Genomic DNA, 18,656 nt, shown 5'->3' on the forward strand with positions numbered 1-18,656 from the left:
CTCCAATGGGTCGGTTGGTCACCAGGCTTGAGACGGCCCGACCAGGTCGATCCGCTCGGCCGGGAACAGGTCGCTCACGTCAGACGACCGCCAGTCCAGGTCCACCGGGTGGGCGACCTCGGCGAAGGTCAGGGCGAGGTCGAACAGCGCCCGCTCCTGGGGGGGCAGGTCGTCCACCGGAAACTGGTTCAGATGGGCGACGATCGCGTCGATGCGCGGCAGCAAGGCGTCGTAGAAGGTCCGCAGCTCCGGCATGTCGGCGGCGGCCATCGCACGCATCCTGGACTGCTGGCCGGTCAGCCGCCACCGGTCCAGGAACGGCGCGAGGTCGGAGAATCCGCCGGGAAGCTCGTTGTGGAGTTCCATCACCGCGCTCCGATCAGCTCGTCGATGATGGCGTAGCGGTGCTGCAGGGCGAACTCCTGCAGGGAGAGGTTGATGCTGTCGATGGCGCCCGACTCCAGGCCGCGCTGTACGTCCTCCATGGCCGACAGGTCCTCACGGGCGACGGTGTACTGCAACCCGCGCGTGTAGGCCTGGGCCAGCCGGTCTCCCGCATGCCGGGCCGTGCGGGCATAGAGATCGAAGATCAACCGTGTGTTCTCCCGGTCGATGGGCCAGACGGTGACCACGCTGTACCAGTGCGGGCCGTTGAGGATGGCGACGTTGGGGAAGTACTGGACAATGTCGAAGAACCACGGCTGACTGCGCGTCCGGTTCACCCCGGGCGGCAGCAGGCTGAAGTCGGTCTCCACCGCGGGCGTGAGCTTGCGGCCCTGCGCGAACAGGGCTCGTTCGGCAGGCGGCCCCAGGTACTCGGGATTGGCCGGGGTGACGACGCGGATGTGCCGGTCGTAGACGTCGATAAGGGGCGTATGGCGCATCGGGTTGTCCTTGCCGGCCAGCTTGGGCTGGGTGCGCCGGTGCAGGAAGACTGTGTGATAGCCCTCCGAGAAGGAGTCCATCGCGATGTTCCAGTTGGCCCGGACGTCGGCGGAGAAGGTGCCGATCTTCTCCATCTCGGTGTAGTAGCCCTCGAATCCGTCGGCGAGTTCGCCCAGCCACTCGGTGAGCCCGACCCCGTCCTCGCCGCCGAAGTACATGAAGATCAGTCCCGCCCACACCTCGGTCCGTACCGGGACCAGCCCCGTCTTCGCCTTGTCCACGCTGAGGAACTGACCCTCGTCGGGAACCGACCGCAACGAGCCGTCGGCGCTGTAGGACCAGCCGTGCAACCAGCAGGTGTGCGAGCTTGAGGTGCCGGCGGCCCACCCGCACTCGGTGGGCACGACCTTCTTGCCGCGATGACGGCACACGTTGTGGAAGCCCCGGATCACCCCGTCCTTGCCGCGCTTGACCAGCACAGAGGTTCGGAAGGTGGGGATATCCCGGACGAGGAAGCTTCCCGGCCTCGGCAGCTCGTTGGCGTTGCCGATCAGGAACCAGGACGGCCGGAAGACCTTCTCCAGTACCGCGTCGTAGTAGCCCTGCGTCAGCTTGTCCCGGACCGTCACCACGTCACGGAGCCGCGGGGGCGGCGCAGCCCCGGGGACGGAGCTGACGACAACATCGGACATGTTCACTCCCGTGAAATAGGATTCAAATCTCGCTTAACAGGACACTACTTATGAGGCGTCGGCCCTGGCGCCCTGGGCTTGCGGTCCCCGCCCTCGCGCGGCAACCACTGCCGACAGGTCGGGTCAAGCCGCCGCGGTCTCAGGCTGCGGCGGGTCGCCGGCCGGGCCGTGGTGTCCCCAGGCGCTGATGCGGTCGTAGGTCAGGACCTTCCAGGTGTCGTCCACCTCGGCCCCGCCGAACCCGAACTCCATGTGGAAGCCGGCCGGAGTGACGCTGTAGAAGCCGAAGGTCCGGTCATTGGCGTGCTTGCCCAGCTCCATGGCGATCGGTACCCCGGCAGCCCTCGCGCGGTCGTAGGCGAGACCGACGTTGTCCTGGGAGACGGTCTCGACCATGATGTGATTGAGGGTCTGCGGAAGCGTGACCGGCAACTCGATCAGGGCCAGCGAGTGGTGGCGGCGGTTGCAGTGGTAGAAGCTGCCCCGGACGACCATGCCGTGCTGCTCGACCACAAGGGTGTCGCTGAGGGTCAGGCCGAGGGCTTCGGTCGCGAACTTGTCGGCGGCATCGAGGCCTCCGTTCGCGGCGGACACGAAGTACACGACGTGCCCGAGTCCCTTGTTCTCGGTGACGAACCCGCCGGGCACCAGCTCCGACTCGAACGGGGTCTTCGCGTCGGCGAGGCCCCAGGCGAACTCCAGCACCGCTCCCCACGGCGCGCGGGTGCGGACGAGACCTCGCACCCGGCGGGACTCCCGCTCTTCGTCCGTGCCCTGGATCACCTCCGCGCCGGAGGCCGTGAGCGTCTCCACCGCCTCGTCGAAGTCGGCCTCGCTGTGGGCCACGAATCCGGCGTATGCGGCGTCGTCGGCAGGGCCTTCGTGCACGATCAGCCGATGCGCCTTTCCGTCGAGGCGCCAGGTGGGGGCTCCCTCGGTGGTCGGCTCGCCCGACTTCAGGCCGAGGATCGAGCTGAGGTAACGGCCGAGCCCGGCCGGGTCCTTGACCTCCACCCCGACGTATCCCAGTTCCAGCGACTTCTCCATCGGTCCTCCTTGAAACCTCTCGGAGCCTCTCAAGTGATGTGGCGCCGCGCGTGAGCTTGTGAAGGAGCAAGCCCTGTATGCAGATATCTCTCCTCAGGATGCACCAGTGGGTCAATCGGGCAGCTAAATACTGCAATGTTCTGGTAGCGCGGCACGGCCCGCTGGCACCATCAGGTATATCTGCATACAGTTATGCCGTCAACACTTCACCAAATGCTTATGCGTGAAGAATGTGGAGATGGCATGCCTAAGCACACAAAACGCGCAGGCGGGATATCTAGCACCCAGCAGGCCGCCTGGGGGTTCCACGCGACCGCCCGAAAGACTGCGAGCGCATCGCCGCGTAACCTGCATACAGATTCTGGCTTCATCCCAGCAAGCGCACGAGAACTGCCCGCCTTCCGGGCTAAGCTACATACACAAGTGTGGAGACAGAGGTTGAGAAGAAGGTGGGATCATGAGTCCGTCCGACGGTGGGTCGACGGCGGCGCCGGGCGTGGACGATGAACCCACTCAAGGCCACATCAACAACACGGCACAGGCCTACGCGCAGGTGCGACGGGCCATCATGACGTCCGAGCTGCGTCCGGGCCAGATCATTTCGCAGGTCCGGCTGGCCGCACAGCTCAACATCAGCCGTACCCCACTGCGTGAGGCCCTCCGGCAGCTCCAGACCGAAGGGCTCCTCGAAGGGGACTTCAACCGGCGGGTCCGGGTCGCGCCCATGAGTATCGACGACCTGGAGCAGATCGCGGCAATGCGGATCACCTTGGAGTCTCTCGGCGTACGGTCCAGTGTTCCCCGCCTCACCCACGCGGACCTCGCGCGCGCGGAGGCGGCCTGCCAGGCCATGGACGAGTGCTACGCTGCCCGTTTCAGCGAGGGCCGGAACTTCCGCGACCCCCACCGCGTCTTCCACACCACGCTCTTCGGCCAGGTCGGATCCCGGATGCGCGCGCAGTTGGAGGATCTGTGGGACCACGCCGAGCGCTACCGGACCTTCTACTTCGAAACCGCCCCGAGCGTGGACACGATCGCCCACATCGGCCATGACGAGCATGCCGCCATCCTCGCCGCCGCTCAGCGCCGAGATGGGCAGGAGTGCGGCATCCTCATCGCCCGGCACCTCGCGCGGACGGCGCTGACCAGCCTCGCCAGAATCGACGCCGCTCATGATCCGTGGCTCGTCCGTGATGCCGTCCGCCTCGCCACCAGCGGCACGGCCACGAGTACGAAGGCGAACTGAGCGCCCTTAAGGTCAGCCGCAGTTCGGCGCGGCGCCGGTCTCCGTGTCCCCTCGCCCGTGATCTGCGTCTTCAAGGCGCCGACCACGCCGCGGGGCGGCCTCGATCCCAGGCATCTCCGTCTGCTGCACCGAACCTGAGCCTGATCTTCCGCGTATGCGGCGCGCACCGCTCAGTGTGCGCCACCCCGATACGAGCCAGGAGGCCCGGCCATGCGCCTGGCGAACTACGACAATGGCTCTGTCCCGCGTGCCGCACTGCAAGTCGGCATAGGCACCGACCTGATCGACCTCGAGCGGGCAGCACTGTTGTACGGACGTGACGCGGCCTTCGCAGCGACACTGCGCGACGTGCACACGGCCCTGCGCGAGGGGCTTGCCCTCAAGCCGGTCGCCGAGAACGCCGTGGACCGGATCGAGCAGTTGAGGGAGTTCGGAACCCTGCACGCGCCGAACTCCGTAAGGCTGCCGGCGCCGGTTCCGGTCCCGCAGAAGTTCATCTGCCTGGGCCTCAACTACCACGACCATGCGGCCGAGGTGGGCGCTCCGATCCTCAAGGAGCCAATATTCTTCGCGAAGTTCGCCAACTCCCTGATCGGGCACCGCGAGACTGTGGTGCCGCCAAGGATCGCGACCTCGCTGGACTACGAGGCCGGGCCGGCCGTCGTCATCGGCCGGCCCCAGGCCTGGCGTCCCCGTGGAGCAGGCCCTGGACCACGTGGTCGGCGTCATGGTGCTGAACGACGTCACCGCCCGCGACCTCCGGTTCGCCAACCCCTTCGACACCCAGCAGCTCGCCATCCGGACCCGAGTCAACGGCGAGACGGTCCAGGGCTCCAGCACCAGTTCCATGATCTTCTCGGTGGCCGGGACCGTGTCGTTCCTCTCGCGGACCATGACCCTGGAGACCGGCGGCATCATCGCCACCGGCACCCCCGCCCGTGTCGGCGTCGCCCGCAAACAACAGCGGTTCCTCCAGACTGGGGACGTCATGGAAATCGACATCGAAGGTGTCGGAGTGCTGGCGAACCTCATCGGCGAGCCCGTCCAGCCCGTCGCGACCATCAGCCCGCGGTTTCAGGAGAGGCCAGCGCCCCCGGTCGCCGCGCCGATACCGAGGTCGACAACGTCCGGGGGTGGGCACCGGTTCGGCGTCTGGAAACACCACAACGACGTGGAGTCACGACGACACCTTCAACGGGCATTGCTTACAACGGAAGTGAGATCGAGTACGACGTAGCCATCGTGGGCTTCGGCCCCGTCGGCCAGCTGCTGAGTGCTCTCCTGGGACGTGCGGGCCATCGTGTGGTGGTCTTTGAACAGCATCAGGAAATCTACAGTCCGCCCAGGGCGGTGCGCTTCGACGGCGAGGCCATGCGGACCTTCCAGTGGCTCGGCATCGTCGGGGAGGTCGAGCACGAGATTCTCCGAGTCGCACACGCGCAAATGTGGGGTACGGACGGGAAGCCCGTGATCGATCTCGCGGGCGTTCCCGGCGACGGTGGTGGGCACCAGTCCGGCTGGGCCAGGTCCTACGCCTTCTACCAGCCCGTCCTGGACGGCGCCCTCGACCGTGCGGCCCGGGCCGCGGCCTCCGTGACCGTGGAACGCGGATGGGCCGCCGAGGCACTGGTGCTGCACGACGGGTGGGCCGAGCTCGTGGTGCGCCGCCGACCGGGCGAGGGCAAGGCCCCCGACCCCGCTGATCAGCCCAGGTCGGTCTCCGCGCGCTATGTCGTGGGAACCGACGGCGCCAACTTCTTCGTCCGGCGGACCTGTGGGATCGAACGCGTCGACCTCGGCTTCTCCGAGAGGTGGATCGTCGCCGACGTGCGTCCGCACGACATGTCGGAGTTCGAGCAGCTGCAGATGGTCCAGTACTGCGACTGCACCCGTCCCACGACCATCGCACCCAACGGGTGCACCCACCGGCGCTGGGAGTTCGTGCTCCTGGAAGACGAGCGTGCCGAGGACTTCGTCGGCAACGAGGACCGGATCTGGGAGCTTCTCGCTCCGCACTGTCGCCGGGACCAGGGCATTCTGATCTGGCACACCGCCTACGCGTTCCGCTTGCTGCTCGCCGCTACCATGCGCGAGGGACGAGTACTGCTGGCCGGTGACGCGGCACACCAGATGCCCCCGTTCATCGGCGAAGGCAGGTGCAGCGGTCTGCGGGACGCGGCGAACCTCTCCTGGAAGCTCGAGGTCGTCCTGCGTGGCCGTGCGTCCGACGCGCTGCTGGACACCTACCACTCCGAGTGTTTCACCCAGAACATGGCCGTCGTCGAGTCGGCCATGGCGATGGCGATGGCGATGGCGATGGGCAGGGTGTGCTGTCTGCTCGACCCGGGGGCGGCCGCGGCACGCGACGCCGCGATGCGTTCGGGCCGGGCGCCGTCGTTGCCGCGGATGCCGGGTATCGGAGCAGGCCTCTGCCACAGCTCCGACGACGCCCGACTCGCGGGCTCTCCGGCGGTGCAGGCCCGTCTCGACGGGCCGTGGGGAACGGCTTTGGCGGACGAGGCCCTGGGGACGGGCTTCGGTGTGCTGACAACAGTGGGTGACCCGGAGGCGATCCTGCCGACAGATCAGCTGGCCTTTCCGAAGTGGATCGGCGGGTACGCGGTGCCTCTCGACGGGGCTGTGCCGGGAGCGCGCCGGGACTCGGACGGACGGCTTGCCGCCTGGCTCGCCGGCGCCGAGGCCGTGGCCACCCGACCGCACGGCTACACCTTCGGCAGCGTCCCGACGGTCGATCAACTGCCGTCACTGGTCGCGGAACTCCAGGGGGCAGAGGATTGGACGAGACAGTGAATGACGAATTGGATCATCTGGTCGGTACCTGGACCCTCGCGGGAGTCACCGAGTACAGCAGCGAGGGAACATCCAGAGAGCCGTACGGACAGCAGCCCAACGGGCAGTTGATCTACACCGCGGAAGGCTTCATGGCGGTCGTCATTCTGGCCGGCGGCGATGCCCCCGCGGTGAACTACGCTGGCGAGGTGAGCACCGACGGCATCGTCGTGTGTCATCACGTAAGAGTCGGCGCCCCGCCCTTCACCGGGGATCAGGTTCGCTTCGTGCGCTTTGACGGAAGTGATCGACTCGTGCTGGCCAGCGATCAGCCAGGCCGACCCCGTATCGAGCTCAGGTGGGTGCGGTCGCGAGCAGGGCGGCTGACAAGGGCTGTGGCGCAATCGAGATGACCTCTCGCCTCACCGAACCTGTGCTCCTGGGCCTGGCAGTCCTCGCCGTCGCAGCCGCGTGAAACCCTGACAGCCCTGCCCTGGCCAAGCGTGGCCCTGTGAACGAGACGACCGACCCAGTTCGTGGACATGCCGACCGGCGCCTGACGCGAGTCCGTCCAGGAAGTGTTTCGATCGGCAGCAGGGACCGCCTCACCAGCCGGGTCCGTTCCGCCGACCGCGGGGGGTTCCTCATGCGGATCGTCAACCCGCAGGGATCACTGATGGCGGCGGAAGCGATGGGCGCGGGGTACGCGGCGGTTGAGTGTCCTGCAGAGCTCGGTGTCGGGAAGATCGGGGAAGGGCATGCCGGCGGCGCGGTGATGGGTTCGGGACTCCTGGAGGGTGTGGAGGGCGTCGTGCTGCCGGCCGGCGGCGCCGTAGAGGCGGGCAAGGAGGAAGCTGGTCTGAGCGGCGCCGACGTGGTCGCGAGGGCCGGTGAGGGCTTGCTCTGCCAGCGTGATGGCGTCGCTGAGGCGATGTGCCTCGGCGTATAGCAGGACTTGCAGGGTCAGTGCCCTGCTGTGGCCTCGGTGGTCGCCGCAGGCGTCGGTCTCCTGGAGCGCGCGGCTGATCAGTTCGGCGGCGGTGGGGTCGCCGTCGTAGAGCGCCATATCGGCCAGCCCCAGGGTGGTCCAGGTGTGCCCGCGGTGGTCCTGGACGGCGTGCAGGAGTTGGGCAGCGTGTTCGTAGTGGGTGTGGGCCGCGGCCCACCGGGGATCCTGTGAGGGAGGGCTTGTGACGGGGCGCCCGGGCCAGGGGCCTGTGTACCAGCGGCGGGGGAGCGGGCAACCGCCCACCGTGCTCTCTTTCTCGGTGTCGGCGCGGGTGCGCAGGATCCAGCCGACACCGCGGGTTTCCTCGTTGGCGGCGAACAGGGCCTCGGCTTGGTCGAGTTGGGCGAGGGCTTCGGTGTAGTGAGTGTGGTGCCGGCTGATCACCGCCTTTTCCCGCAGGGTCCAGGCCAGTCCGCGTTCCAGCGGCAGGGCTCTGAAGAGACTTTCGGCCGCGGTGAGGGTTTGCGCCGCGTTCTGCAGCTCGCCCTGCTGGCGTTGCAGGATTCCCAGGTTGCCCAGGGCGTCGCTTTCGCCGTGTGCGTCGCCCGAGCTGTGGAAGAGAGCGATCGCTTCGCTGAAGCACTCTGCGGCCCTGCCCACGTCACTGCCGCCGTCACGCAAGGCTTCGCCGAGGTTGCGCAGCAGCGCGGCACGGGCCCCGCCACCCCCCAGGCGGTCGGCCGCGTCCAGAGCCAGCTCATGGAGCTGGCAGCTGATGTCCCAGCGCCACTGATGCTCCAGAGCGATGCTCATCGCGTCGGTGAGCTCCCAGCACAGCTCCCACCACCTGCGGGCGTGACCTGCTCCGAGAGGTAGTCCGGAAAGGCGGTCCCCTGGCCGGACGGGCTGACCGGATGGTCCGCGAGATCTCCGCTCGTGTCCCCTCGCAGGATTAGCCCCATCGTCCTTGCGGCGACTGGCAACCAGATCAGATGCGTGGCCCATAGGTGAGATGGACGGCAGGGCAACCTTCCCGCGCTCGGCGAGACTGATCCGGTTATCCGCCTACGCCCCGGGCCGGAGTCGGGGTCAGCTGGCTGGCAGGACGCGCACTGGCAGCGAAGACCACGAGCGCAGGGTGTTGTTGAGGTGCCGCCTCGGCTCGCCGGCCAGCTCCAGCTGTCCGACGCGGCGGGCGAGGGCGCTCAGCAGGGCCTCCGCTTCAAGGCGGGCGACGTGCTGGCCGACGCACTGGTGGATACCCATGCCGAAACCGACGTGGCCGGAGGGATCGCGGGTGAGGTCGAAGCGGTCGGGGTCGGCCCAGCGATCCGGGTCGCGGTTGGCGGAGCCGAGGAACATGAGGATCTTGCCGCCTGCGGAGATGCGGGTACCCGCGATGTCGACATCGGTCGTGGCGGTACGGAAGAACGTCTGCACCGGCGACTGCCATCGCACCGCCTCGTCGAACGCCACCCGCGCCAGCTCGGGGCGCTCACGCAGCCGCTGCCACTCCTGCGGGTGCGTGGCGAAGGCGTACAGCGCGGCAGCCAGTCCGTGCACGGTGGTGTCGACACCGGCGGTGAGCAGCGACCGCACGACCAGGGGCGCCTGCGCATGGGTGAGGTCACCGCGCTCGGCAGCGGCCCATATCCGGGCGCCGAAGCCGTCCTCGCTCAGCGCCTCACGGGCGCACTGGGCGTTCACCCAGTCCGACAGCGCGCCGACGCGGTGCGCGTCGGCCTCGACAAGGGCGTTGCGCGGCCCGAAGGCGTTGAAGGCCATGTTGCCGTAGGGCAGCAGGTTCTCCCGCCCGTGCGGACCGAGGCCGACGGCGTCGGGGAAGACACGCAAGGGGAATGCCGCCGCCAGCGCCTCGAAGGCGTCGAACTCCCTCCCGTGCTCGGCCAGTACGGTCGCGACGAGTTCCTCGGCCACCGCCTGCCACGTCTCCTGCAGCCGGCGCAGGGTGAGCGGGGCGAGGATGTCGCGCAGCACGCGGCGCGGCGCGTCGTGGTGGGGCGGGTCGGCCTCCAGCAGCAAACTCGGCGGGCGCCACGGCCTTTCATGCCGGAAGTTGGCCAGTCCCACTCCGGCGCCGGACTGAAAGGTCTGCCAGTCGACGAGGGCGGCGTACACCTCTTGGTAGCGGGCCAGGGCGTGGACGCCGTAACGCGACAGGCGGACGACGGGGCCGGCTTGGCGCAGCTGCCGGTGCAGGGGCTCGGGGTGTTCCAGGTGCTCGGGAGCGAACGGGTCTGCGTCGCTGATCGGCGGCGACGTGGGAACGGCGGCTGTCTCGGTCATGGCGGCTCCACGAGATGTGGCTGAGGCGAGGGGGTTCAAGGCGACGTGGCTCGGAAGTCCGACGGCGCGGCGCGGCGCGGTTCGGTACCGGTCACCGGACGGTCAGAGGTCCAGGACCAGACGGTCGGAGTGCGAGCGGGACACGCAAGGCAGCATGCAGTCGCCCGCCGCACGTTCGTGGTCGGCCAGCACCGCGTCCCGGTGGTCGGGCGCGCCCTCCAGCACCGGGACGAGGCAGGTGCCGCACGTGCCCTGCTCGCAGGAGGACAGCACCTCGGCACCGGCCCGGCGCACGGCGTGCAGCACGGACACGTCCGGGGCGACGGTCACCTTACGGCCGGTGCGCCGCAGTTCCACCTCGAAGGGCGTGCTGCGCGCGGGCTCGGACTGGTCGGCGGCGGTGAAGCGCTCGGTACGCAGGCTGTGGTCGGGCCAGTGGGCGCACGCCTGCTGGACGGCCGCCAGGAGAGGAGCCGGTCCGCAGCAGTACACCTTGGTACCGGGCAGCGGCTCGCCCAGCCACGCGGCCAGATCGAGCAGGCCGCACTCGTCCTGGGGCCTGATGTGCACCCGCTCGCCGTAGGCGTGCGTGAGGTCCGCGCGGAACGCCATCGAGGCGCGGGCACGGCCCCCATAGAGCAACTCCCACTCCGCGCCGACCAGTTCTGCCTGCTGGATCATCGGCAGCAGCGGGGTGATCCCGATGCCGCCCGCGATGAACAGGTAGCGGTCGGCCGGCACCAGGGGGAAGTGGTTGTGCACCCCGCCGACGCTCACCCCGTCACCGGGCATGAGCCGGTCGTGCACATACGCCGACCCTCCGCGCCCGGCGGACTCACGCAGGACGGCAATGCGGAAACTGTGCGGGTCCCACCGGTCGCCGCACAGGGAGTACTGCCGGGTCGTCCCGTCCGGCAGCACGAGATCGATGTGCGCCCCCGGCGTCCAGTCCGGCAGGCGGACACCGTCGGGATGGTCGAGCGCGAGGGACACGACGCCGTCCGCGACGACGTCCTTGGCGCGGACCCGCAAGGAGAGGGTGGGGCTGGATCGAGGCATTGCGGGCAGCAGGTTGTGTACGACCACGTTGTCGCCTCCCGTCTGGGGAATGCAGGAAGGATGCCCGTGGCCGCCGGCACGGCGCGACGGCATTCTCACTGGGTGAGAGACGCTTTTCGCACCGATGTCACATTGCCGTCACGCAGCGGGCCCCTCTCGTCCGGTGGGCGCGCCGAGCGCACGGGCCACGCCTCGCGCGGCCGTCCGTACGACGGGAACGACCGCCTGGGCGCCCGCGTCATTGGGGACGATGACCGACAGGGCCGCCAGCACCCTGCCGTCCGCACCACGCACCGGGGCGGCCACACCGAGGGCGTCCTCGTGGACATAGCCGGGGCAGTAGGCGTACCCCTGCTTCCGGACGTCGGCCAGGATCGCCCGCAGCCGGCTCGGCGTGGCCGGGGTCGTCGGCGTGTAGGCGGTGAGCGGGCCTGCCAGCAGCCGTTCCCTCAGGTCTGCCGGGCCGTGGGCCAGAAGGACGAGGCCGCTGGAGGAGGCGTACAGCGGTAGACGCCCGGCGATCCGTGTGTAGTTGACCACCGCGTTCGGCGCCGAGAGGCGTTCGAGGAACAGCACCTCGTCACCGTCGAGGACACTCAGCTGCACATGGTGGCCCACCACGTCGTGCACGCCCTCCATGAACGGCATCGCAACCTCCCGCAGGGACAGCACGGGCGAAGCCCGGACGGCGAGTTCCCAGAGCCGGACACCGATCCGCACCCGGCGATCGTCGTCGCGGCCCAGGAAGCCGTGGGCGACCAGCTCGCCCACGAGCCGGGAGGCCGTGGCCACGTGCAGCCCCGTACGGCGCGCGATCTCGGAGACGGTCAGCGCCGGCTCCTCCTGGCTGAACGCCTCCAGGATCCGCGCGGCACGGGACAGGACCGACTCCTGGTGAGGTGCCTTCATCCTGTAACTCCTCGCTTGTACGGGGCGGCCGTGCCCCGACCCGCGTGGCCTCACTCAGCCGCATGTGCGCCGTGTCATGGGCATGGACCGGATGCCATGACAGCGCCTCCCCTCGCGGCACCGCATCGTACGGTGGCTCCACCACCCGCACCGCAGCGATGGTTGTCAGCATCCGCGCAGGACGCGCCTCGATCAAGGCGATGCGGCGGTGCCGCGGATTCGAACCGGCTGTAACACAGATGAACCATCGGCGGGAGCACGGGAGCACGGGACTCCGGCCCGGACCGTGAGAAACGGTCGGGGTGCATCGACGAGTGAGTTATCAGGACGCTGGTGGCTCAGGCGGGAAGAGGCTCGTTGAGGTCTTCCCCGATCTGGTCGAGGGCGCCCGACCCACGGCGTCCTCTGCCTGAGCCACCACATCGGCGCGGCAGAGTGCCGCGCGGGCGTAGGAACCCGCCTGCGAATCCCGGCAGTTGGCGGCTCACTGGGGCGTGACCTGTACCTTCCCGACCTCTACGCTGGACATTTCAGTACACAGGGGGTTCGAGGTGACACGGTCGGTTCCATCCCTGCAGTACATCGCTCGCACTCGTGAACAGGCGCGGTTCGTCGGCCGACAGGCGCAGACCGCTCAGTTCCGCCGCAACCTCTCGCTGCCTCTGGATCACCCAGAGCGGCGTTTCGTTTTCAGCGTCCATGGTGATGCAGGCGTGGGGAAGACCTACCTGGTACGCCACCTGCGCAGACTCGCCGACGCAGAAGGAGCAGCCACTTCCCGCGTCGATGAGACCTCACGCGACGTCCTCGCGGTGATGAGCCGCATCGCCACCGACCTGGCACACGCCAACAGCCCCTTGCGTGCTTTTGAGAAACGCCACGCACACTACGAAGAACGCCGCAACGAACTCGAGAGCGACCCCCAGGCACCCGAAGGGGCCCCGACCTTCCTCACCCGTACCGCCGTGGGCATTGGCCTGGGAGCCGCCAAAAGCATCCCGGTTGCCGGAGACCTCATCCAGCAGGTAGACCCGGCTGCTCTCGCGGAGCAGGCAGAACGAATCCGCAAGTACCTCAGCAAGCGGATGCGCAGCAACGACGTACGCCTGCTGATGTCGCCGGTGGAGGAACTCTCCCCGCTCTTCGCCCAAGGCCTCGCCGAAGTCGCCCAGGATCGCCAACTTGCGCTGTTCTTCGACTCCTACGAACAAAGCCGCAACCTTGTGGAGGACTGGCTGCTCGACCTCTTCGACGGCAAATACGGAGAGCTGACCAGCGCCCTGACCATCACCATTGCCGGCCAACGCCCCCTCGATCTGGCCCGCTGGTCCCCTTACTTGGACCTGATCGAGGAATTTTCCCTGGCCCCCTTCACTGAAACGGAAGCGCGCCAGCTCCTGCTGCACAATGGCGTGCACGACGAGTCACTCCTGGCCGTGATCATCGCGCTGACCGGCAGACTGCCGCTGCTCCTTGCGATGCTGGCCCAGAACAAACCGCTCAATCCCCAGGACATCGGTGACCCCACAGGCAGCGCAGTCGACCGCTTCCTCAGATGGGAGCAAGATCCCGACCGGCGTGCTCTGGCCAAGGCCGCGGCCCTGCCCCGCAGCCTCAACATGGACGCCCTACGGGTCATCACCGGCGACACGGACGTTGAGGACAGCTACGCCTGGCTGGGCCGACAGCCCTTTGTCACAGACGACTCGGGGCGCTTCGTCTTCCACGACATCGTGCGCACCTCCATGCTGCGAGTCCTACGGCGCGAGTCCCCGCAGGACTGGCGCACCCGGCATCGGGCGCTGGCCGCCTGGCACCGTGACACTCGCGAAGACCTGGGACTGAACGAACAGGCCGCTTGGAGCGACACTGTCTGCAGTCAGCATCTGATCGAAGAGACATATCACTGCCTCTGCGCAGAGCCGAGCACAGCCCTGCCGCAGGCCCTCAGCCTGGCCGTGCACGCCTGCCGGGCAGGAGACACTATGGCCCAGCTATGGGCGGAGATGATCGAACAGGCCGGTACCGATGCGGACGTCGTGAAAGCCCGCGACTGGGGACAGCAGCTGCAGGCCGCGTTGGCCGTACCAGGAAGTCACGGCGCCGAGTACCTGACCCTGCTCATCAGACAGGGAGACCTGGAACGCACCGCCCGCACTGCCGCCCTCGTGGCCCGCGCCGGCACGTACCAACTGATGCGTCGTTACGAAGCGGCCATCGCCGACTTCAATGAAGCACTCGACCTTAATCCGAAGCTCTCCTGGACGCTCGCCGCGCGCGGCGAAACCTACCGCCTCATGAAGCAACACAGTCACGCACTGCGCGACCTCGACCGCGCTGTAGAACTTGATCCAAACCTGGCCTGGGCCGTCAGCAGCCGCGGCGTTGTCTACCGAGAACTGGTCCGCTACGACGATGCCCTCGCTGACTTCAACCGTGCTCTCAGCATCGACCGCGGCTACGCGTGGGCGATCGCAGGACGGGGCGAGACCTACCGGCTCATGGGCCGCCTCGATGCCGCAGTAGCCGACTTCGACCATGCCATCGACCTCGATCCGGACTACGCCTGGGCCATCGCCAGCCGTGGGCGAGTCCACCTGAAACGAGAAGAGTCTCAGAGTGCTGTCGCAGATTTCGACCGGGCACTCAGCCTCGACTCCGCACTCGACTGGGTCCTTCTCCTGCGGGCTCGAGCACACCGAAAATGCCGACGGTACGCTGACGCGCTCGCAGACTTCGACCGACTGGTGCGCAAGCACCCAGACAACGCCGAATACGTCGCCAAGCGAGGTCGGATCCTCCTGGCGATGAGCTCCCTCCACGAAGCCCAGGCGGACTTCGACCGTGCTGTCGACCTCGTCCCCTCCCTGGACTGGGCCATCGCGGGACAGGGCGAGGTTCAGCTGCGTCTGGGGAACTTCTCTCAAGCCGTGGCCTACTTCGACCAAGCCCTGGCTGTCGACGGGACCAACGAGTGGGTTGCCCAGCTGCGACGTGAGGCGCTCAGCCTGCTCGCCGGCGCCTGACTGGCGTTGCGAGGCCAGTTCGGCACAGACAGCAGCGGATGCCACGGCCGCTCTCTGCTTGAGGTGCCTTCGTGAGCTAAGGAGAAGCCCGATCGGCCCCGGACGCCGATGTTCCCGTTGGCACTCCTATGCCGTCAGGCTTGCCTGGAGCCGTCGAGCGAGGGCTGCGGGATGGGGACTGGCAGCACGGTCCGCGATGCGTGCACGGCCCGGACGGCCTCAACGGCCTGCCCTCGCTGGTCAGAGCCTGCCCGCGTGCCTGGCCCTGCCCACCACAGACCAACCGCCCCCTCACCGGCTCACTACCAGCGCATCCCAACTGCTGACAGCTCCTCCACTCGTTCGGGGGCAAGACTGGCCTTACGAGCACGGCAGTTGGCGATGAACACACCCAGCGCCAGCTCGGCTCCTTCCACGGTTTCAGTGTGCGATCGGGGTACGTTCAGGTGCCCTTCCCGGGTGCGGTACTGGCGGGCCGCCTCCAGGTTCGCCTCCCATTTCTGCGCCCGGCTGCGCCGAGGGACAACCGTCGGCGGAGTCAGTTCTTCCGCGCGAGGTTCGATGCCCAGCACCTCGCCGAGCAGCCACTGCTGCACGCCACTCAGCGCATCCCACTCCTGCCGCTGTACCTGTACCCAGCGTCCGAGGTCCTCGCCCTGCACCAGCAGCACGTCCTCCCTCTCCGGCAGTGAACCCCCGGTCTGGCGGTGCATGCGGGCAAGGTGGAAGCAGCGCTGCCATGCCACCGGCCACGCCGGACACCACGCGGGATCGATCTCCTCCAGCGCCCGGCGACGCTCCCGGCTCAGCCCACCCGCCCCAGCGGCCGCCTGCGGCCCCTCCGCCCGGTGGTCCTCGGCGCGTCGGGCAGCGGCACGCTGGTTCTTCAGCCAGATCCCGACCGGGTAGTTCTCCCAGGTGGCCTCGGTGGGGGCCAGCAGGTGGCCGTGCTCGGCGGCCCAGCCGCGGGCCGCGGCCAGGCCCTCGTCGAAGGCGACCGTGAAGTGGGACCACACCATCCCCAGTTCGTCCAACTGCGCCACCCGCTCCGGGTCGAGCCTGCCCTGGCGATTAAGGCGCCGCTGGTTGGAGATCCACACCCCCAGCGGGAACCCGTCAGGAGCGGTGTGCCCGTAGGGAACGCGCAGATGCCCCTGGTCACTGTGAAACGCGAGTGCCGCCTGCAGGCCCCGCCGCCAGAACTCGCCCTCCGGCCGCAGCACCCGCGCACTGATGAACGCCGCCAACTGGGCCGGATCCCGCCGCGACGAGAACGACAGCAGCCCCTGCGCCGCACCGCCAACCCCGCCTCCCACGCCCGATCCGCCAGAGGTCGCCTCGGACCGGCTGGCGGCCTGCGGGACAGCGAGCTGCTCAACCGCCTCCGCATCGTGCGCCCGCAGCGCGGTCAGCAGCTTCGCCAGATCCTCATACGCCTTCGAGGCGAGCATCTCGTCCGGCTCTTCACCCGGCCCCAGGAATACCGGCACCACCAGCGAGGCGATCTTGCCCTCACCCGGCTGCATCCGCAGCGCACGGCCCACCGCCTGGACCACGTCGGGCACCGAACCCCGCACGTCCGCGAAGACCACCGCGTCACAGCCCGGCGTGTCCACCCCCTCGCCCAGCACCCGCACCGACGACAGCACACACCGCTCCCACACCACACCGTCCGCACCACACCCCGACGAGAACTCCTCCAACACCTCCCGCCGGTACGCCACCTTGTGCTCCCCACAAAGCCACCGCGCCCACACCGCCCCCGGCTCCGGATAGCCTCCCTCGCCGCTCTCCCACAGCGCCTTCGCCACCGCGCCCAGCCCACTCGCGAAGGCCTCCGCCTCACTCGTACGCGAGTGGAACGTCAACAACCGCCTCAACTTCTGCTCGGCCGCCGTCTTCAGCACCGCCGTCTGCAGCGCACCCAATCGCAGCCCCCGTACCGCGTCACTGCGCGCATTCGACCCCACCAGCTGCATCGCCTGCACCTGCGGATCAGCGATGTCCACACACACCACCTGATACCGCGCGACCAGCCCCCGCTCGATCGCCTCCGACAGCGGCAACCGGTACACCACCGGCCCGAACACGCTCTCGTCATCCATCGACGCCACCAGCGCCGCCGACCCACCCTCACCCCCCGAAGAGGCATCCCACAACCGCGGCGTCGCCGTCATATACAGACGCCGCGCCGCCGGCACCTTCCCCTGGGCATGCACCGCCGCCCACGGCTTGCCCAGCACACCCGACGTTCGGTGCGCCTCGTCCACCACCACCAGGTCCCACCGGCCCAGACCACCTGCATGCGCCCGCTCCAACACCCCCAAACCCAGCGCCGCATACGTGGCGAACACCGTCACCCGCTCACGGCCGGACAGCCACGTCACCAACTGCTCGGCATCGGTCGTGCACGGCACTTCCAACGCCCCACCCTCGCGCGGTGAGCACACCCCAAACATCGGCCCCGTACGCCCTGCCGCCCGCCATACCCCCACCATCTGCCCCAGCAGATCGAGCGTGGGCACCAGCACCAACACCCGCCCTGCACGCAGCTCCAGCGCCGCGTGCACCCCCACCAGACTCTTGCCCGCACCCGTGGCAGCAACCACCTGAGCCCGCAGCCCGTTCTCAGGCCACACCCCACCCGGCGGCTGAGCCAACGCCCGCACCACCGCATCCACGGCCTCAATCTGATGGGGACGAAGCCGATGCCGACCCGACACGATCTTCCGCCTTCCACGCCGCACCAACAGGGGCAGTAGCCCCTCACTACAGACTCTATCCCGAGTAACTTTGATGCAATCGCCCTATCGAGCGACAACAGTGCCTTGCCCTCGAAGGCCGCACCCATCACCGTCCCACCCAGACCTCGCCCCTCGCGGGAACTGCCCCGGTCTTCCGCGCACGGCGGGTGCGGAGTGGGAGAATGCCCACCCCGCACCCGCCGTGCCTCAACCGCCCGCAAGCGGCAACAGGCTGAAGAGCCGTCAGGACGGGGGAGAGGCAGGTGCCTCCGGAAGCCCCTCCATCCCGAGCTTCGCCAGACGCGACCGGATCGCACTCGGCTGCCGAGCAAACCGTTCAGTCAGCTCGTCAACACCACTCCCAGAAGTGTGGAGCCGCAGCAGCAACTGGTCATCCTCCGGCGTCCACCGCTCGTAGGCCTTCGGATACTGCTTGCGCACCTCGTCCACCGAGTACACCCGCGAAGCCGGCTCCAACCCCACCGGCAGCTCCACCCCGTCCAACACGGAAGAGGGGAAACTACACACTTCAACACCCCGCAACCAGAAGGTGATTGAACCGCCCTCGAACGTCAGCAGATCCGCCTCAACATCCAGCACCCGCCGCATGACATCCGCATCCGAAGGATCAACCACGAACTCCGAGAAACGTAACCGGATCTTCCCCTGAGAAACAGCACCAGACATGCCAACCACCCTGCCCAACACGGCGCCTCAGCAAGCCCGGCACCACTCCTTGCAGTCTGCCAGGCCCGCAACGCGGGCCTAAGGCAGGGGAGCGAAGCGGACCTGCCTCCGAGCCGCGGAGCGGATCGGTCCCGGGCGTTCACGCCCGGGCACTTCCTTGGGTCCGCAACGCGGACCCATCCGGCGGGCTTGCCCGCCGGCAGGCCGCGCAACGCGCGGCCCCGAGCCGCAACGCGGGCTCGGTTCGGGGGCGCCGCAACGCGGCGCCGTTCACTTTGGGGGGGTGCGCAGCACCCCCCCAACCCGCTCCGCGGG

14 protein-coding genes and 1 pseudogene are annotated in these 18,656 nt (G+C 68.5%); 6 read left to right on the forward strand and 9 right to left on the reverse strand.

The window, feature by feature from the left end:
- Nucleotides 1-18: 18 nt before the first annotated feature.
- The 3 genes from K4B79_RS46770 to K4B79_RS46780 form a co-directional block, all read right to left on the reverse strand.
- Nucleotides 19-366, reverse strand: a complete 348-nt coding sequence (locus K4B79_RS46770; RefSeq protein WP_232033588.1) for a hypothetical protein — start codon at nucleotides 364-366, stop codon at nucleotides 19-21.
- Entirely contained in the window at nucleotides 366-1,577 is a 1,212-nt protein-coding gene (locus K4B79_RS46775; RefSeq protein ID WP_232033589.1) for an aromatic ring-hydroxylating oxygenase subunit alpha, read from the reverse strand. The genes K4B79_RS46770 and K4B79_RS46775 overlap by 1 nt, the downstream gene beginning before the upstream one ends.
- 123 nt (nucleotides 1,578-1,700) lie before the next feature.
- Nucleotides 1,701-2,624 carry a VOC family protein gene (locus K4B79_RS46780; RefSeq protein WP_232033590.1) on the reverse strand — a complete coding sequence of 308 codons (924 nt, stop codon included), beginning with the start codon at nucleotides 2,622-2,624 and terminating at the stop codon, nucleotides 1,701-1,703.
- Between the two features lie 457 nt (nucleotides 2,625-3,081).
- Between K4B79_RS46780 and K4B79_RS46785 the strand changes: the two genes are divergently transcribed.
- The 5 genes and pseudogenes from K4B79_RS46785 to K4B79_RS46800 all read left to right on the forward strand — a co-directional run bounded on the left by K4B79_RS46785 (nucleotide 3,082) and on the right by K4B79_RS46800 (nucleotide 7,073).
- Entirely contained in the window at nucleotides 3,082-3,870 is a 789-nt protein-coding gene (locus K4B79_RS46785) for a GntR family transcriptional regulator (protein ID WP_232033591.1), read from the forward strand.
- A 210-nt stretch (nucleotides 3,871-4,080) separates the two neighbouring features.
- Nucleotides 4,081-4,536 (forward strand): annotated as a pseudogene (locus tag K4B79_RS48815) (fumarylacetoacetate hydrolase family protein); the annotation flags it as partial.
- A 28-nt stretch (nucleotides 4,537-4,564) separates the two neighbouring features.
- On the forward strand, nucleotides 4,565-5,107 hold the full coding sequence (locus tag K4B79_RS48170) for a fumarylacetoacetate hydrolase family protein (protein WP_308280644.1): 543 nt from the start codon (nucleotides 4,565-4,567) through the stop codon (nucleotides 5,105-5,107).
- A 5-nt stretch (nucleotides 5,108-5,112) separates the two neighbouring features.
- Nucleotides 5,113-6,681 (forward strand): bifunctional 3-(3-hydroxy-phenyl)propionate/3-hydroxycinnamic acid hydroxylase, encoded by a 1,569-nt coding sequence (locus tag K4B79_RS46795; protein WP_232033592.1) that lies wholly within the window; start codon nucleotides 5,113-5,115, stop codon nucleotides 6,679-6,681.
- Complete coding sequence (locus tag K4B79_RS46800) at nucleotides 6,666-7,073, forward strand: lipocalin-like domain-containing protein (protein WP_232033593.1); 408 nt, start codon at nucleotides 6,666-6,668, stop codon at nucleotides 7,071-7,073. The genes K4B79_RS46795 and K4B79_RS46800 overlap by 16 nt, the downstream gene beginning before the upstream one ends.
- Nucleotides 7,074-7,330: 257 nt before the next feature.
- Here the strand turns inward: K4B79_RS46800 and K4B79_RS46805 are convergent, their stop codons facing one another.
- The 4 genes from K4B79_RS46805 to K4B79_RS46820 all read right to left on the reverse strand — a co-directional run bounded on the left by K4B79_RS46805 (nucleotide 7,331) and on the right by K4B79_RS46820 (nucleotide 11,884).
- Complete coding sequence (locus K4B79_RS46805; protein ID WP_232033594.1) at nucleotides 7,331-8,422, reverse strand: hypothetical protein; 1,092 nt, start codon at nucleotides 8,420-8,422, stop codon at nucleotides 7,331-7,333.
- A gap of 276 nt (nucleotides 8,423-8,698) precedes the next feature.
- Entirely contained in the window at nucleotides 8,699-9,916 is a 1,218-nt protein-coding gene (locus K4B79_RS46810; RefSeq protein ID WP_232033595.1) for a cytochrome P450, read from the reverse strand.
- A gap of 102 nt (nucleotides 9,917-10,018) precedes the next feature.
- Nucleotides 10,019-10,975, reverse strand: a complete 957-nt coding sequence (locus K4B79_RS46815) for a PDR/VanB family oxidoreductase (protein ID WP_232033601.1) — start codon at nucleotides 10,973-10,975, stop codon at nucleotides 10,019-10,021.
- A gap of 138 nt (nucleotides 10,976-11,113) precedes the next feature.
- A complete protein-coding gene (locus K4B79_RS46820; RefSeq protein WP_232033596.1) occupies nucleotides 11,114-11,884 on the reverse strand; it encodes an IclR family transcriptional regulator in 771 nt (256 codons plus the stop codon).
- A 713-nt stretch (nucleotides 11,885-12,597) separates the two neighbouring features.
- On the opposite strand from K4B79_RS46820, the gene K4B79_RS48475 reads away from it, so the two are divergent.
- On the forward strand, nucleotides 12,598-14,910 hold the full coding sequence (locus K4B79_RS48475) for a tetratricopeptide repeat protein (protein ID WP_232033597.1): 2,313 nt from the start codon (nucleotides 12,598-12,600) through the stop codon (nucleotides 14,908-14,910).
- A gap of 302 nt (nucleotides 14,911-15,212) precedes the next feature.
- On the opposite strand, the gene K4B79_RS46835 is transcribed toward K4B79_RS48475, so the two are convergent.
- A complete protein-coding gene (locus tag K4B79_RS46835; RefSeq protein WP_445276272.1) occupies nucleotides 15,213-17,657 on the reverse strand; it encodes a Helicase associated domain protein in 2,445 nt (814 codons plus the stop codon).
- A 240-nt stretch (nucleotides 17,658-17,897) separates the two neighbouring features.
- A complete protein-coding gene (locus K4B79_RS46840; protein ID WP_232033599.1) occupies nucleotides 17,898-18,341 on the reverse strand; it encodes a hypothetical protein in 444 nt (147 codons plus the stop codon).
- Between the last annotated feature and the right edge of the window lie 315 nt (nucleotides 18,342-18,656).

Source organism: Streptomyces lincolnensis (assembly GCF_021173675.1).
GTDB classification, from domain to species: Bacteria; Actinomycetota; Actinomycetes; order Streptomycetales; family Streptomycetaceae; genus Streptomyces; species Streptomyces lincolnensis_B.

Coding starts and splice junctions, on each gene's coding strand:
- K4B79_RS46770 (WP_232033588.1), bottom strand. CDS start 366: ATGGAACTCCACAACGAGCTTCCCGGCGGATTCTCCGACCTCGCGCCG.
- K4B79_RS46775 (WP_232033589.1), bottom strand. CDS start 1,577: ATGTCCGATGTTGTCGTCAGCTCCGTCCCCGGGGCTGCGCCGCCCCCG.
- K4B79_RS46780 (WP_232033590.1), bottom strand. CDS start 2,624: ATGGAGAAGTCGCTGGAACTGGGATACGTCGGGGTGGAGGTCAAGGAC.
- K4B79_RS46785 (WP_232033591.1), top strand. CDS start 3,082: ATGAGTCCGTCCGACGGTGGGTCGACGGCGGCGCCGGGCGTGGACGAT.
- K4B79_RS46805 (WP_232033594.1), bottom strand. CDS start 8,422: ATGAGCATCGCTCTGGAGCATCAGTGGCGCTGGGACATCAGCTGCCAG.
- K4B79_RS46810 (WP_232033595.1), bottom strand. CDS start 9,916: ATGACCGAGACAGCCGCCGTTCCCACGTCGCCGCCGATCAGCGACGCA.
- K4B79_RS46815 (WP_232033601.1), bottom strand. CDS start 10,975: ATGCCTCGATCCAGCCCCACCCTCTCCTTGCGGGTCCGCGCCAAGGAC.
- K4B79_RS46820 (WP_232033596.1), bottom strand. CDS start 11,884: ATGAAGGCACCTCACCAGGAGTCGGTCCTGTCCCGTGCCGCGCGGATC.
- K4B79_RS46840 (WP_232033599.1), bottom strand. CDS start 18,341: ATGTCTGGTGCTGTTTCTCAGGGGAAGATCCGGTTACGTTTCTCGGAG.